Annotated in this window: 13 protein-coding genes; 7 read left to right on the forward strand and 6 right to left on the reverse strand. The window is 44.2% G+C overall.

Annotated elements, in window-relative coordinates:
* Nucleotides 1–254 precede the first annotated feature (254 nt).
* A complete protein-coding gene (locus tag SWOO_RS17585) occupies nucleotides 255–1,088 on the forward strand; it encodes a leucine-rich repeat domain-containing protein (protein WP_012326013.1) in 834 nt (277 codons plus the stop codon).
* Nucleotides 1,089–1,219: 131 nt separating this feature from the next.
* Here the strand turns inward: SWOO_RS17585 and SWOO_RS17590 are convergent, their stop codons facing one another.
* Both SWOO_RS17590 and SWOO_RS17595 read right to left on the reverse strand, forming a co-directional pair.
* A complete protein-coding gene (locus SWOO_RS17590; RefSeq protein WP_012326014.1) occupies nucleotides 1,220–1,939 on the reverse strand; it encodes a pseudouridine synthase in 720 nt (239 codons plus the stop codon).
* Between the two features lie 76 nt (nucleotides 1,940–2,015).
* Entirely contained in the window at nucleotides 2,016–3,623 is a 1,608-nt protein-coding gene (locus tag SWOO_RS17595) for an NAD(P)/FAD-dependent oxidoreductase (protein WP_012326015.1), read from the reverse strand.
* Nucleotides 3,624–4,108: 485 nt separating this feature from the next.
* On the opposite strand from SWOO_RS17595, the gene fdxA reads away from it, so the two are divergent.
* On the forward strand, nucleotides 4,109–4,432 hold the full coding sequence (gene fdxA, locus SWOO_RS17600; RefSeq protein ID WP_012326016.1) for a ferredoxin FdxA: 324 nt from the start codon (nucleotides 4,109–4,111) through the stop codon (nucleotides 4,430–4,432).
* Nucleotides 4,433–4,784: 352 nt separating this feature from the next.
* Here fdxA and SWOO_RS17605 read toward each other — a convergent pair whose 3' ends face one another.
* Together SWOO_RS17605 and SWOO_RS17610 are read right to left on the reverse strand one after the other, a co-directional pair.
* Entirely contained in the window at nucleotides 4,785–5,129 is a 345-nt protein-coding gene (locus tag SWOO_RS17605) for a hypothetical protein (protein WP_012326017.1), read from the reverse strand.
* Nucleotides 5,130–5,144: 15 nt separating this feature from the next.
* Nucleotides 5,145–7,415 carry a lipoxygenase family protein gene (locus tag SWOO_RS17610; RefSeq protein ID WP_012326018.1) on the reverse strand — a complete coding sequence of 757 codons (2,271 nt, stop codon included), beginning with the start codon at nucleotides 7,413–7,415 and terminating at the stop codon, nucleotides 5,145–5,147.
* A gap of 629 nt (nucleotides 7,416–8,044) precedes the next feature.
* Here SWOO_RS17610 and SWOO_RS17615 point away from each other — a divergent pair.
* On the forward strand, nucleotides 8,045–10,156 hold the full coding sequence (locus SWOO_RS17615; protein WP_012326019.1) for an alpha-amylase family glycosyl hydrolase: 2,112 nt from the start codon (nucleotides 8,045–8,047) through the stop codon (nucleotides 10,154–10,156).
* 57 nt (nucleotides 10,157–10,213) lie between these two features.
* On the opposite strand, the gene SWOO_RS17620 is transcribed toward SWOO_RS17615, so the two are convergent.
* Entirely contained in the window at nucleotides 10,214–10,978 is a 765-nt protein-coding gene (locus SWOO_RS17620; RefSeq protein ID WP_012326020.1) for a methyltransferase domain-containing protein, read from the reverse strand.
* 192 nt (nucleotides 10,979–11,170) lie between these two features.
* Here SWOO_RS17620 and SWOO_RS25585 point away from each other — a divergent pair, with 192 nt between their 5' ends.
* From SWOO_RS25585 to SWOO_RS17635, 3 genes are all read left to right on the forward strand, one after another.
* Complete coding sequence (locus SWOO_RS25585) at nucleotides 11,171–12,031, forward strand: LysR family transcriptional regulator (protein ID WP_012326021.1); 861 nt, start codon at nucleotides 11,171–11,173, stop codon at nucleotides 12,029–12,031.
* Between the two features lie 185 nt (nucleotides 12,032–12,216).
* Complete coding sequence (locus SWOO_RS17630; protein ID WP_012326022.1) at nucleotides 12,217–12,996, forward strand: hypothetical protein; 780 nt, start codon at nucleotides 12,217–12,219, stop codon at nucleotides 12,994–12,996.
* A gap of 84 nt (nucleotides 12,997–13,080) precedes the next feature.
* Nucleotides 13,081–13,950, forward strand: coding sequence for a hypothetical protein (locus SWOO_RS17635; protein ID WP_012326023.1), 870 nt, complete (start codon nucleotides 13,081–13,083; stop codon nucleotides 13,948–13,950).
* Nucleotides 13,951–14,308: 358 nt separating this feature from the next.
* Here the strand turns inward: SWOO_RS17635 and SWOO_RS17640 are convergent, their stop codons facing one another.
* A complete protein-coding gene (locus SWOO_RS17640) occupies nucleotides 14,309–14,731 on the reverse strand; it encodes a hypothetical protein (RefSeq protein ID WP_012326024.1) in 423 nt (140 codons plus the stop codon).
* A gap of 486 nt (nucleotides 14,732–15,217) precedes the next feature.
* Here SWOO_RS17640 and deoD point away from each other — a divergent pair, with 486 nt between their 5' ends.
* On the forward strand, nucleotides 15,218–15,922 hold the full coding sequence (deoD, locus tag SWOO_RS17645; RefSeq protein WP_012326025.1) for a purine-nucleoside phosphorylase: 705 nt from the start codon (nucleotides 15,218–15,220) through the stop codon (nucleotides 15,920–15,922).
* Nucleotides 15,923–15,992 lie beyond the last annotated feature (70 nt).

Consider the following 15,992-nt stretch of genomic DNA (forward strand, 5'->3'; position numbering starts at 1 on the left):
TTACAGGCGAGTTTTAGCGGTGCTGATGCTGTGTTAACGAGCTTAACCGTAGAATAACTATGCTCTTCACTCGTTGCCTTGCCTCAGGACCGCTAAACTCTCGCTGAGCGATCAAATCTTTATACTGATTGGTATTAGAAATACACATCTCAACTATTGTCTCCAGCCAAGTATTAACGCTAGTATTCGAATGTGGAAATTACCACTGTTTTTTATTCTCATTCTCGTTGTTTCACAAAGGATTAAAGCACAATATGGATTATAAACAACCGCTAGCCATGACCCTCTTATCTCTGGCTGTTAGTAGCAGTTGCTTTGCAGCAGATTATCAAAACGTCAAGGATATCCCATTTAAGGACAGCAATTTTAAAGCCTGTGTACTAGCACAAACAACTGAAGATCCTGCCGCCATCACTAAGCTTATATGCCGTCAGATGAAGATTAATCAAGTGGATGAACTGAGCCACTTTCCAGCACTCGAGAGACTGTGGATATCGGGGCCACAACTGAAAGAAGTAGATCTCAGTGGCAATCTAAAACTCACTGAACTTTCCATCACCAAAGGGAAGTTGACTCAATTGGATCTGAGTAAAAACTCCCAACTGCAGGAGCTCAATATCAGCTTTAATCAAATCTCCGACTTAGATCTAACCCACAACCCTAAACTGACAGATATCTCTGTTGTAGCGAATAGATTAACAGAGTTAGATTTGAGCCAGAACTCAGCACTTAAGTATCTATGGGCAAAAGAGAATCAGTTTACCTCTCTCGATTTTAGTCATAATTCAGCACTGGTGCAGGTTGGCCTAACTAGCAACCAAATATCTACAATAGATGTGAGTAAAAACAGCGAGCTAAACCGTTTAGGCTTGATGTATAACCAGTTAACTAAGCTAGATGTTAGTTATAATTCTAAGCTGACAAAGCTCTACCTGACTGACAACAAGTTGACCCATATTGATATCAGTCAAAATCCTAAACTCAGAGATCTCTGGGCCACGGGAAATCCCCTAGAGCAACTGGATATCAGCAAGAACCCAAAGCTAGATGATTATGAAGTTGACGAAGGGATTAAAATTAGCGAATAGCTAATTGATAAACAGAGGTTATCGAGGCGATTGAGTTCGCCTCTTACACCATAACTCACTAATCTCGGAGTTAATCTTGGAACTTGTCTTGGAACTTGATCTTGGAAATTATCTTGGGACTTGTCTCTGAATTAGTATTGAGGAATCGAGTCTATCTCTTCACGAGTTAAGTAGCGCCACTGACCAACAGGCATATCAAGTTTTATCTTTCCCACCTGCTCTCGATGCAAAGCGTTAACTCGGTTACCGACACGCGCAAACATACGCTTCATCTGGTGGTATCGCCCCTCAGTGATAGTCAGCAGCACCTCTTTAGGGGAAACAAACTCAAGCTTTGCTGGCAGAGTTAGCGCTTGCTCTCCCTGTAGGTCTAACCCCTGCTTAAAACGAGCTTTAAGCTCAGCATCTATCTCTCCGGCTATCTCTCCCTCAATAGAGTCTCGCAAATAAACGCGATACACCTTTTCGCAATGGTATTTGGGATTAAACACGTTAAATGACCAACGACCATCATCGGTTATCAGTAGTAATCCTGTGGTATCAGCGTCTAACCGGCCTGCAATATGCAACTCACTGGTATGCTCTAAATTGATAAAATTAAACACACTGGGATGATCGCCATCAACATTCGAACTTAAGGTGTCGGCAGGTTTATGCAACATGATATAGCGAGATGCTCGGGCAGTAAGCCGCTGGCCACCCTCTAAGCGAATATGATTATTTTCATGGACCTGAGCAGAAGGGCTAACAACAGACTCACCATTGACCAAGACCTTGCCTGCCAATATCAGTTCACAGGCCTCATGGCGCGTCAGTTGTGTGCTCTTACATAGAAATTTATCGAGACGCATATCGGAACTCTAATAATCCTGAAAACGAAAAAGGCCCCTAGGGGCCTCTCTTAACGAAATACTCTCCTAAAGGAGACTACTTTGCCTGCTCATTGATGCTAAGCGCCATCGCTTCAGCCACTTTAATACCATCAATTGCCGATGACATAATGCCACCAGCATAACCTGCTCCCTCACCCGATGGGTAGAAGCCTTTAGTATTGATGCTCTGATAATCGTCGCCACGCTTGATGCTGATAGGCGATGATGTGCGAGTCTCGACACCTGTTAGGGTCGCATCTTCCATGGCAAAGCCACGGATCTTCTTATTAAACGCTGGGATCGCTTCACGTATCGCTTCGACGCAGTATTGAGGTAGCAAGCTGGTCATATCCGTCAGTCTGATCCCTGGCTTATAAGATGGGTCTACACCACCAAGCTGAGCCGAAGAAGTTCCCTTCATAAAGTCACCCACCAGCTGAGCCGGTGCATCATAGTTCTCACCGCCAAGCAGATAGGCTGCTTTCTCAAGTTGACGCTGCAGATCGATACCCGCTAATGGGTGCCCAGGATAATCACTTGGATCGATCCCCACCACAATTGCACTGTTAGCATTACGCTCATTTCGTGAGTACTGACTCATGCCATTAGTCACCACAGCGTGCTCTTCAGAAGTAGCTGCCACCACAGTACCACCTGGACACATACAGAAACTGTAAACAGAGCGACCTGATTTACAGTGGTGAACTAGTTTGTAATCCGCAGCACCAAGAATTGGATGACCAGCAAATTGGCCAAACAGGGCTTTGTCTATCACAGACTGGTTATGCTCGATTCGAAATCCAACAGAGAAAGGTTTTGCTTCAACATAGACCCCTTTATCGTGGATCATCTGGAAAGTATCACGGGCACTATGACCTATCGCCATGGCGATATGCTTAGATTTTATCTCAGAGCCATCCGCCAAAGTTAAGCCTAACAGCTGGCCATTCTCGATATGCAGATCATCGACTCGCGCACTGAAACGAATTTCACCACCCAGTTCGATAATCTTAGCGCGCATCTTCTCCACCATGCTCACTAGTTTAAAAGTACCGATATGGGGCTTGCTGACGTATAAGATCTCTTCCGGCGCACCCGCTTCAACAAACTCGTTAAGCACCTTACGGCCATAATGCTTCTTATCTTTAATCTGGGTCCAGAGCTTGCCATCAGAGAAGGTACCTGCACCGCCCTCACCAAACTGCACATTTGACTCTGTATTAAGCTTTTTACTGCGCCAAAAACCAAAGGTATCTTTAGTACGCTCACGCACCTCTTTGCCGCGCTCAAGAATAATTGGCTTGTAACCCATCTGAGCTAATACTAGACCTGCAAAAATACCACAAGGGCCGAAACCAACAACCACAGGACGCTCACCAAGATCTTCAGGAGCCTTAGCCACAAACTTATAGCTCATATCCGGCGTGGGTTTCACCGATTGGTTATCGCTAAATTGCTCAAGTAAAAAGGCATCTTTCGATGTTGTAACATCGAGTGTATAGAGCAAAAAGATACGATTTTTAGTGCGGGCATCGATACCACGACGAAATACCACAGTTTCAACCAACTCATCAGCAGAGATGTTCAACATGGTTAAAATGGCTTGAGTCAACTCTTCTGGAGAGTGATCGAGGTCGAGTTTAATATTAGAGAGGCGTATCATGGTTTTTCCAGATTTATGTTACTTGGTTGTATACCCAAACCACTTCAACATGCAGAGTTCAGCAAGTCGAGAAGTGGTAGATTTCAAGGCATTAAATAGCAGTACTAGTTATTCTAATTCAATATTTCATAACGCTGAAATAGGTTGCTTATCGTCTTGCCCTACGGGAGCTTCCGTAGAAAACCTGCGCAGTGTTAGTGATATCAACAAGGGAGCACCATTCTCTTCATCACTGCCTTGCTCAAGTATCCTACGGAAGCTCTGAAACTAGCATTCCGAAGAGGCTTGGGTATATAAAAAATAAACGTCAAAGTGGTGCGGTATACTGAGCAGACGAGTCATCCATGTTTATCACATCAATTTGTCATACTTGATAAATCAAAAAACATTGAAATTCGTGATTGGATCCGTATGATCCCGGCACTGCGAGTTAGACTTTCGGGCGAGAGTTTAACAGAAATCAAATCAAAGTTGCGAAGAATAATATGGCTTTCGTTGTCACAGATAACTGCATTAGATGTAAATACACTGACTGCGTCGCGGTATGTCCCGTCGATGCATTCCATGAAGGGCCAAATTTTTTAGCCATCAACCCCGATGTGTGTATCGATTGCGAACTGTGTGTACCTGAGTGTGCTGCTGCGGCCATCTTTCAAGAAGATGCCCTACCTGAAGGGATGGAGCAGTACCTTGAACTCAATGCTGAGCTTGCTCAGATCTGGCCAGTGATCACAGAGGTTATTGATGCACCTCTTGATGCTGAGCAGTGGGATGGTGTGGAAGATAAAAGAGAACATCTCATCATTTAACGGCAGTAAAAAAATAAGCCAAAGGGGGCAAACCTTTGGCTTAAAGCCAGCACACAGCTTAATGATACCAATCAGTATAAAGATTTGATCGCTCAGCGAGAGTTTAGCGGTCCTGAGGCAAGGCAACGAGTGAAGAGCATAGTTACTCTACGGTCAAGCTCGTTAACACAGCATCAGCACCGCTAAAACTCGCCTGTAAGGAGTGTTTTTGGCTGCCTACTCCTGCGTTGAATGAACTCACAAGGGAACAACCATTCTATCATCCATTCGCCTTGAATTAGTTTGCCAAAAGACACTCTGAGTAGATCAACTTCTTATACTGATTGGTATAAAACCTCTATTGAACTGTTAATTAAACCGCTCTGTATTTCACACTCATCACAAACTCTCTCATCAGATTAAGTTCATCCAACGGCGTCTTTAGATTCACCCTAGGATCAAACTTCTCCCCTTGATGTTCGATATAACGCTTTGAAAACAATTTAATCTCCGCCTGTGTTACCTGTTTACTGTTGGCAAACTTGCGTGACAACAGGTGCGCTAGGTACTCCTCACCGTTCAATGAAGCGGTATCGGCGCCACCCGACAACAGCGCAGAGCTTGCACTCACACTCGTTGATGACAAGACAATCCCCGCAGCCGTGACATTGCCCATCAGTTTTATCGCCTTTCTGCGACTCATGGTATTTTCTGACATTTTCTCTCTCCCTTATTAGTTCCAAGGACTTACTGTCATTGTTGAAGGATATCTAAGATCATAGGCCCAACGTCTATTACTGTTCTTCTCTCTCAAGCCGTCATCAATCTCTTTGATTTTATTTTCAAACTCATGCAGATGGGTATAAACACGTGGATCATGCATGAAGTTACCTTGTGGGTACTTACCCAATGAGCGATGCCAAGGGGTCGGCAGGTCAACAAACAAACGGGTAAACTCAAACAGCGCCATGCCAACATTTAAGCGTGGACACGCACCAAGCCAGTCATGTTTACTGCGGCTTTGGTTCGGATCCAGTGGCAGTGATGAGTAGTAACCCAATGCACCTAAAGGCTGGAATGCAGAGAAATTACCCAGGGCATGGTTAACGCTCATCCAGTAGATAAGGTGAGTCACGGTATTGATAAGCTCACGTCTTGTTGATACTGAATGAGGGAAACCATTCACTCCAGCACCAGCAACATCAGTTAAAAACGCCTGCAGTTCATAATCATCTCTGACATCGGCGTTATCTTTATAGTAGAGGCGAATATACCCCTTCACCCATCGGCGGATAGCCCCCCAAATCTCGGTATTATCATCATGCTGAGGAAAATCTCCAATGGCATTAAACTCAGGATGCTCAGCGCGGTCCAGTGGCTGGCCATGCTCAACAAAATGGTAATGTTGTGAGCGTCTAACCGTGCTGTCTAAGAAAGATTTACTGCTAAAGCCTGAGATCAAATTAACTGCTCCAGTCAATAACCCATTAAGGGGATCACCATAGATAAGATCGCCATTTTCATCCTCAAGGCGTGTACCCACTTCAAAGAAGATCCCAGTAAAGTTATTAAAAGCCAGTGAGGTCAAATGGGGTAAGATTAATGCCGACAACGGGTGCATCTCTGGAATATTACGATAAAAGCCTGTGGCTACCGGATAGAGAAACACGTGAGTTGAAAGGTGATCCACCACATTGGACATGGAGTACATGGTGGTAAATGTATTTTTAGCCATCTTCCATGTCCACTCATTATCGGCTGGTGTAATTATTTTCGAAGCGGGATTGGCGTTATTACCGATACCAAAGGTGTACCACCAGAACCACTCAAAATCATGCTCTGGTGGTCGTTGAGTCGGTTGAATTGCAATAATCTTTAGCTTATCACTCCCCAAAGGCACAGCGAACAGCGCAATTGAAGCATAGAGACGTCCGCCAGAAGCGGGCACATCTAAATGGGAGCGACCGGGCTGAAACTGAGCCAAAACCTCATCATTAAACTCATGAAAATCAGTGATAAACAATCGACCTTCACTCATCGCATCATCAAGGTCGTCATTCTCAAACCCCGCAATACGTCTGAACATACCATTGGTGATAGGGAAGTTATCCTGATACTGAGTAAAAGGCTTAAAGTAATTAAACACAGGTGTTTGGGCCGCAAGTTGCAGGTCTGCAATCACATCATCACTCTCCCACTCCTCATGCCATGTGGGTTTAGGATACTGTGGGTCATCGATGCGTTGGCCATTTGAGTCAGTATCATATGGATAAAAAAGCAGATCTTGTGCATCATGGACACGCACAGGGGGCACAGCCGAGGTGATAGGTTCGATGATCTCAAACTTGGCATCACCTCCTGTTAAGATAAGCTCAATTAACTTAGAGAGCAGGAATATTAACCCCGACACCAATGCAGGCCCACCAATTAACACTAAGCGGGCTAAGTTGGCGCTTACATATCGAAAACTGGCATCGAATAACTGCCAATCATCTTCACGCTGTAAGCAAGCATCATCGACACCAAAACTTCCCTCTTGCGCCCTATCGGCACGGGATGCTGCCGTTCCTCGAATTGTCCAAGGCGTGTTGTTACTCACCTCATCAGAGTTGATGTTGCCATGCACTGGCGTGCCGTCTAAGCGGTCAAAATCATGCCAGTTATTTTCAGATGCAAGTTGTACCAACTGCTTACGCAAAATCTCAGTGGTAGTATCTGAATCCTGCGGCAGAACAGGAAAGGGAAACTCAGGAAGTTCATGCATGCCAGCACCAGTAACGGCGCCAGGTTGATAGTTAGGATTATCAGGATCTACGGGGCAAAGCCTTTGGTAATCATTGGCCGCTGCTCGCTCCATACTCCCATCGGAGAAAGCACTTCTTGTGAGCGCACTACTTTCTGGAACGCCATTTTTACGTAAGTCTTCATACAGGGCTAACTGCTCTTGGAGCTTAAGATACTCAGGCGAATCCAAAAACGCTTGATTGTCATTCTTATTAGTCATAACTAAGCCTATCTCAATCTAAAACGTGATCAGTAACAACTCAGCACTCTTTTCAGTACTCTCTATGAGTTTTTTAAACTGACCACAATCCAAAATTTAACAAGGAGCTCAAATCGAGTCTCACTTGTTCCTCTGCCCCTTTAGGGAGCGAATGTGGTCACAGGCGTTTATAGGTAAAATGACCTCAAGTCTATTAAGCGCATCTATCAATAGACAAACAGTGAAAGCACCACATCATTATTTAACCTACACAATTTCAGGCAGGTTTCGTTGTCAATGCGTGCCAGTCTCTTATCCTGAGAAGTAAGAAAGAAAAAATTATCAACTAAACAGTATGTTATGAATACTTAAAAGTATGGAGGAAAGATAAAAAAAGAGAGTCAATGAGCTATTTTCTCAATTAAACGTCCTCGAAATACACTTAAGTTCCCTCACTTTCCAATGACTAGATAATGAATACGTATGCAAAAACTTGCTTATATTTTCCGCTATGAAAGAGTGTCAAATTACAAATTCATATCAAAAAACATCAAATTTACAACAGAATCATCCATACCCTGAAAAGCCGTTCTTCGCTCCCTAGATGTTAAACATGAGCCAGAACAGAATAACAACAGAGGATAGACTCAATGACACGCTTAAACTCTGCCTTACGAAAGCCTCATCTACTGCCGCTGCTTGCCACCCTGATTGCCACTCCAAGCTTAGCTAGCGACACGGATGTGAGTAATACGGTGAACTATTCAACCGATGTGATATATCAGATAGTCACCGACCGTTTTCTAGACGGGGATAGCGGTAATAACCCGCCACCAGCCATGTTAGATAGCAGTTGTAGCAACCTAAAAAAATATTGTGGTGGTGATTGGCAGGGGATCATAGATAAACTCAACGATGGGTATTTTAGCGATATGGGGATCACCGCATTGTGGATCTCTCAGCCCGTCGAAAATATTCACGGTGTGCTCAATGACGCCCAAGGAAGCACCTCCTATCATGCTTACTGGGCCAGAGACTTTAAGCGAACCAACCCCTACTTTGGTACTTTCAACAGGTTCGATACCTTAATCCAAACCGCACATAACTTAGGGATTAAGATCATTATCGATTTTGCCCCCAACCACAGCTCACCCGCTTCCAGTGATGACAGCAGTTATGCTGAAAATGGCCGACTCTATAATGATGGCGTCTTGATGGGCGGCTATAGTAATGATTCTGCCAACTTGTTTCACCACAACGGCGGTACCGATTTTTCAACCATTGAAGATGGCATCTATCGCAATCTCTTCGACTTAGCCGACTTTAATCATGAAAACCAACAGATGGGTCAGTATCTACAGGAGGCTATTGCCCTGTGGTTAGATAAGGGCGTCGATGGGATCCGCGTGGATGCAGTCAAGCATATGCCCTTAGGCTGGCAGAAGAAGTGGATGAGCGCCATCTACAAACATAAACCCGTATTTAGTTTCGGGGAGTGGTTTTTGGGCAGCAATGAGGTTGATCCCGCTAACCATGATTTTGCCAACAATAGCGGCATGAGTCTGCTGGACTTTCAGTTTGCACAAACCACCCGTAAAGTGTTCCGCGATCAAACTGCCGATATGCGTGCACTGGATCAGATGATACAGGCAACATCCTCAAGCTATCAGGAGGTAATCGATCAAGTCACCTTTATCGACAATCACGATATGGACAGGTTCCAGCAAACAGGCGTCAATCAACGCCGCATCGAGCAGGCCCTTGCCTTCACGCTAACTTCACGTGGCGTTCCAGGGATCTACTACGGCACCGAGCAATACCTAACTGGCAACGGCGATCCTGATAATCGCGCAATGATGCCAAACTTTAATCAAACCACCACAGCCTACAATGTGATAAAAGCCCTAGCGCCTCTGCGCAAGTCTAATCCAGCACTGGCTTATGGCGATACTCAGGAGCGCTGGTCAAACTCAGATGTCTATGTTTATGAACGTCAATTTGGCAGTAGTGTGGTTCTGGTTGCCATCAATCGCAGCAGTAGCCAATCCTATAATTTAACAGGCCTCTTCGCCGCATTGCCTCAAGGAAACTACCCAGATATCCTCTCAGGTAAACTCAATGGTAACAGTATCGACGTCTCAGCCAATGGCGCCGTCACTCCATTCAACTTAAGCAGTGGAGAGGTCGGAGTTTGGCAGTATACCGCCAGTGAAACTCAACCAAAACTTGGCCATGTAGGCCCAATGATGGCAGCGCCTGGAGATACCCTCACCTTAGATGGACGAGGATTTGGCAACACAGGAGCGGTTCAAGTTGGAGCCACAAATGCACAGGTTCTTAGCTGGTCCGACACACAAGTAAAAATCCAGATCCCGACTATCTCTGCAGGCACTTACTCAGTCAAGCTCACCACATCAAACGGACAGAGCAGCTATCCAGATCTAGATGTACTTACTGGACCGCAAAAGTCGGTACGTTTTATTCTGGAAAATGGTTACACCCAATGGGGGGAAGCAATCTACCTTGTAGGTAATACCCCAGAGCTTGGTAGCTGGGATCCCAACAAAGCTATCGGCCCCTTCTATAACCAAGTTGTTGAGCAGTACCCGAACTGGTATCAAGATGTCAGCGTTCCGACAAACACCCAACTGCAATTTAAGTTTATTAAGAAAAATGGCAATCAGGTGATTTGGGAGAGCGGCAGTAACCATCAGCTCAGCGCAGGGTCTACCGACTCTAGTATCAGGGTTAATTGGCAGTAGTACTCAATAGGTTAACCTGAACTAAGGGAGCTATTTATAAACAACTTAAGGTGCACTTTATCCTCTACCGATAAAGTGCACATAACGACCTAAAGAGATATAGGGCTCTCGCTGAGAATAGGTAAGCTCCATCTCCAATAGCTTAGCGTAATCGAAACCTTGTGGCTGACAATGTTTAAGGTAATCATGGATAACTCTCACCCCAGACTGAGATACTAACTCCATGTTCCAGTCATCAAACCAACCTCTTACATCATCAATAAACAGTGGGTGGGTTGGCGTCAGCCCCACTTTTTTCTTAATTTTAAACTCCGCGGCCACATAATCAAAATTACCCGATACTAAACTATGAAAACGCATCGCCTCTTTGTTATAAAACATCAAAGAGAATAAACCGCCAGGCTTAAGTAACTCAGTTAATTGACTTAATGTCGTTCTAGCATCGGTCAACCACTCAGCCACCGCATGACATAAAATCAGATCAAATTGACCATACTCAGCTAGCGTTAACGCCTGAATAGGGCTATGAACTAAGCGAATATTCAAGTCACTCTCAGCAGAATCTATCTGGGCTTGTGCCAGAGACAACATCTCTGCAGAGATATCACACAAGATAACTTCATGACCAAGCGCCGCTAGCTTTTGACTGAAAAAGCCAAAGCCGCCACCAGCATCTAATACTCTTAAAGGCCTGTCCCCCAGCTCAGCGAGAGCCAGTTGCAGATCTCGCCAAACAACTGCGGCTCGAATATCACCTTTGGGTGTTCCATAGATATTTTTGGCAAATTTATGCGCGAGTGTATCGAAGTTCTTGTCTTGCACTGGATTAAAGGTCTGATTTTAAAGGGGCGGTATTTTGTCACAAAGAGCAGGAGTTACCACCATTTGCCAATATTAAACATCGAAGTGTGATTCAGCTTTAATTTCTCTGAACCAAGCAGTACAAAAAACAGACTACTTATCCACCTAAACTTGTGCAAAGATACACAACAGGCACTCACCTATGGGCTCGTCATGAAGATAAATAAGGACAGGTTATCGGCTTTTTATCAGGTCGCCATATCAAAAAACTTCCACACAGCCGCTGATGCCCTGTGCATCACTCAACCTGCACTCTCCCAGAGGGTACTCAAACTGGAGCAGGAGATAGAGACCACACTGTTTATCAGAGGCAATGACGGTGTCACTCTCACCCAATCTGGCCTACTTCTCTTAGAGTATGTGCGTAACCTATCGAGTATGGAGCTGGAGGTATTAGCCAAAATATCGGGCCGCAGTAACGGTGGTAGATGTGGAACCCTAAGAGTGGCGGCATATAGCTCAATACTGCGTTCTGTCATTATGCCCGCCCTAAAACCTATTTTAGACAGCTCAGAGGATATTCATGTGGAGTTCTTCAGCCGTGAGATGAGAGATCTCCCCTCCATGCTAAAAACCGGTGAGGCTGATTTTATTGTATTGGATCACTTCAACGATCTCATCAACTTCAACAAGGTAAAAATAGGTGAAGAGGAGATAGTTCACGCTCGTCACAAAGAGCACACAGATGAAAATCAGGTCTTTTTAGATCATGACATTCAGGATATGACCACCTTCAGCTTTTTTAAAAGTCAGGGGTTAGGCGATGTCAGCCTTAAGCGCTGCTATTACGACGATATCTATGGGGTGATCGATGGAGTCAAACTGGGATTTGGTCAAGCTATCGTCTCCCGCCATTTAATCTCTGACTTAAACGACATTGAGATCATCCCCTACCCACACATCGTCAGTAATCCTCTCGTTCTCTATTACCATAGTAATCAGTATTTAACCTCTCTCTATCAAGAGGTAATTGATACCCTTAAAAATCGCGCAGCCCTATTTTTACAGCCTTAACTGAGCCCTTTATTCGCGCCATCTTTCCCCCTCCCAACCATACTCACCTTCAGTTGTGATCTGTCATCGAGGCCAAGAAAAGAGCCGATTAATTTAACTAATCACTCAATAGAAAATGACGATTTCACAGGCGGATTACAGGCTTATATGGTGTTAATTACCGAATAAACACCGAGAGTAAGAAGATGAACGGATTCATGATATCGACGGTTTATAACTCCAACACTCAACGACATAGTCTCTTATGCTTGCTTAGTGCCATGATGTTATCCATCTCAAACGCCAGTGCCCAAACCTTGCCTCAAGAGAGTCTATTAGGACAAATATGCTATGGCGATGGTGATGAGCAAAAAATCTCTGCCGACACGGCTATTTGGCTCGCCAGAATGATAGATGGAGAGACCTATGGTCACCCCACTGAAGTTGAGGCTAATACCATGCTATGGGCTATCGCCCAACTTTCAGCTGTTCGCAAAACCAAGCGTAACTTAACCTGGAAGCTCGACAAGCTCGCCCAACTCTATTCACAACCTATCAACCATAAATGGACCCGTTCAGGACGTAAATGCAAACGCTATTACGCCAAAGACTTTGATGGAAAAATCCCAGGGAACTGCAGCAAGAAGAAAGTCAAAAGACGCGAGAACAATAGAAGCAAACCTTGGAATGAGTTGGCACCTATCGCACGACAAAGCGTACTTAAATTTGCCAAGGGAGACTCAATAAACCCAGCCATCGGCGTTCAAGGCTGGTATGCCTCCGGCCTTTGGTATCGACGAGACAAGAAAAATATTAATGCTCGAGAGCATAAATTGTTTCACTCAAAGATTGATAACAACGTGTTTTATACCCGAACTAAGAGTCCAGCAACCAATAACTGGGATGGTTTCGAAGTCACAATCGTTGCCGCCGATTCATTTTGCCCCATGATTATTGATCTGCCGTCTAAGCAAGGCTCTGACTGACTCATTACTATCAAAAGGTCTGATAAAAAGGCCAAAAACAGAGTTAAAAATGGAAATTAACTTTTAAATTAAAGGAGCTTCACCATGAAAACCACCACATTAATTTGGCTTATTGCCCTGCCCCTATTAGGGCTAACTAACGCTCATGCAGAAAATCGTTCTCCAACTAAAAAAGCAACCATGATAAAGATGCAGCATCAGGCCATAAGCAGTAATCAGGCAGTAGATAATGCCTTGGCATTTAGCATTCCTAAAAACATGAATAAAAAGCTCAATGTTATTCAATGGACCATGAATGCTGGCACCGTGGGCCGCCCCATTCTCAGTGGTAACCGATACCAACTCGTTAATTTAGCCAGTAACTGTGGCTTAAAACATCAAAAGAGAACCTTCGCAGCCAATCTGGGGTGCCGCAAACCTTCATCAAAGAAGATGAACTTGTTGGTCAAGAGAAAAAAGGGAGATGGGCAACTTAGGTACGGCGATGTCGTCGCTCTAAATTTAAATCCCTATGGCTGGCTAAAATATAAAAGACAGAAAAAAGGTATCAATATCAGTGATGATAACCACAACCCTCACTTTATTTGGAAAATAGGCGGGGGGAAAAATGGCACTAAACTCTTGTCTGGCATGCCTTTCTCCCTTTACAACATTAAACCTAATAAAAACTATGTCATCTATTGCAAACGCACTTGGGGCATCGATTTCGGTTATTTCAAAACCACAAAATGTGGTGGCTGGTCAGCCAACCTATCAGGAAAGGTATTTGGCGCTAATGGCGCTTTATCAGGAGATGGAATGGCTGGAAACCTAGCCAAAAATTGGCGAGATAAATTATGCAAAGCCGCGGTCGGCTCTGCTTCTGCTTACATCACAGCCCAATCAGGTGGTACCACAGGTGTTGCAGTCGCCGCTGCAGCACCAAAAGCGATAAAAAAATGCAATAAGTGGTAACAGAAACACGTTGGTTAATACCAATCAGTATAAGAAGTTGATCTACTCAGAGTGTTCTTTGGCAAACTAATTCAAGGCGAATGGATGATAGAATGGTTGTTCCCTTGTGAGTTCATTCAACGCAGAAGTAGGCAGCCAAAAACACTCCTTACAGGCGAGTTTTAGCGGTTCTGATACTGTGACTTTTTATAAACAAAGAGGGAGCTTAACCGTAGAATAACTATGCTCTTCACTCGTTGTGTTGCCTCAGAACCGCTAAACTCTCGCTGAGCGATCAAATCTTTATATTGATTGGTATAATACCAATCAATATAAAGTGGAACATCAGGGTGGTCATCACGCTAGCGTATTATGCTAATTAATCCGATGCTTTAACGCTCAATAGTGAATACTCGTAATTAGCACCATTGGCCACCTTTCCAGAACTGCTGGTACCTAGGTGAAGTTTCTGCTTAGGGGGGATTGTATATGACTCGGTTTTTTCCCAGCCTGGTTGTTGATTATATCGAGTCATAACATTGCTGAGTGTAACCTCAATCGCTACATCTAACATGTTGATAAGGTATATAAATTGTCCAAAGAAACCTGAAGTTCCCTCCAGCTTTATTCTGGCAAACTTTGATAAGCTCTGTTCATCATCAAGGGGCGTTTTACTCTGCAGATAAGTATCATTTTCAGCGAGCTCAAATTGAGACAACTCACTGTAAAACAACTCCTCTTCTGCATCTGCTTCACCTGAGGCTTGCTTATTCATCGCAATATCCCTATTTTCTAATTTCATATATACATCCTTGTATTTCAAGCTGTTAATGATTAGAGCCAGTTTACCTTTTTTGATAATACCAAAGTATTACACGAGATTACAAATGAGTACATTAGCAGAAGGTCTATCTTGAAAATTTCTCTATTACAGCACAGTTAGCTAGCATACTTGCTCAAGATACCAGTTGCATTGAGTTAAAAGGGAATAACATTTCCTCATCAATGCGCCTTGAGTTGAAAACCCTGAGGCACTCTGAATTGATTACATACTGAATGCAATTGGTATACCCCGCAAGTATTAGACAAACAAACTTTCTATATTTTTCCCACTTTGGGCTGCATTGAGTCAATGGTTAAGTTTGAGTAAAAAATTCCTCTATATTCGACAATGCGGACTTTTGTCCTTAAAGCTTTCATCTCCTCGCCTTACCATCGGATAAATTTAACCGCTCTTGTGCATCAATATAAAAGGTGACAAGGCGAATTTTGAGAAAGCGAGTTATCTATGACTGCACATATTAATGCCCAAGCTGGCGACTTTGCCGAAACCATCATCATGCCAGGCGATCCACTGCGTGCTAAGTATATTGCCGAAACTTATCTTACCGATGCTGTTGAGGTGACCAATGTAAGAAACATGCTTGGTTACACTGGCTTCTATAAAGGGACACGTATTTCGGTCATGGGACACGGTATGGGGATCCCCTCTATGGTGCTTTATGCCCATGAGCTTATTAATGATTTTGGTGTGAAACGTATCATACGTGTGGGCAGCCTAGGAGCAACACAAAAAGATGTCAAACTACACGATGTCATTTTAGCTCAAGCAGCTGGCACAGACTCTCCAACCAATGCTAAACGCAGCAGCGGCTATCAGATGGCAACTTCAGCCACATTCTCCCTACTCCATAAGGCGTATACAGCCGCACAAGATAAACAGATCAGCGTCAAGGTTGGCAATATCTTCAGTGGTGACATGTATTACGATCCCGATGAAGATATGATCCCAGCCCTTGAGCGCTTTGGCGTATTGGGAGTGGATATGGAAGTGGCGGGACTGTATGGCTTAGCCCATCAGCAACACATTGAGTCTTTGGCTATTTTAACGGTTTCAGATCACTGCATCACAGGCGAGGAAACCTCGGCCGAAGAGCGTCAGCTTTCATTTAATCAGATGATTGAGCTAGCGCTAGAAACTGCTTGTTGCTAGTACCAACCTTTCGCCTGAAACCAGACTAAATACACTCGCAGCACAAAGATGATTCATTGAGCCCTGCAAC

This window comes from Shewanella woodyi ATCC 51908, from assembly GCF_000019525.1.
GTDB classification, from domain to species: domain Bacteria; phylum Pseudomonadota; class Gammaproteobacteria; order Enterobacterales; family Shewanellaceae; genus Shewanella; species Shewanella woodyi.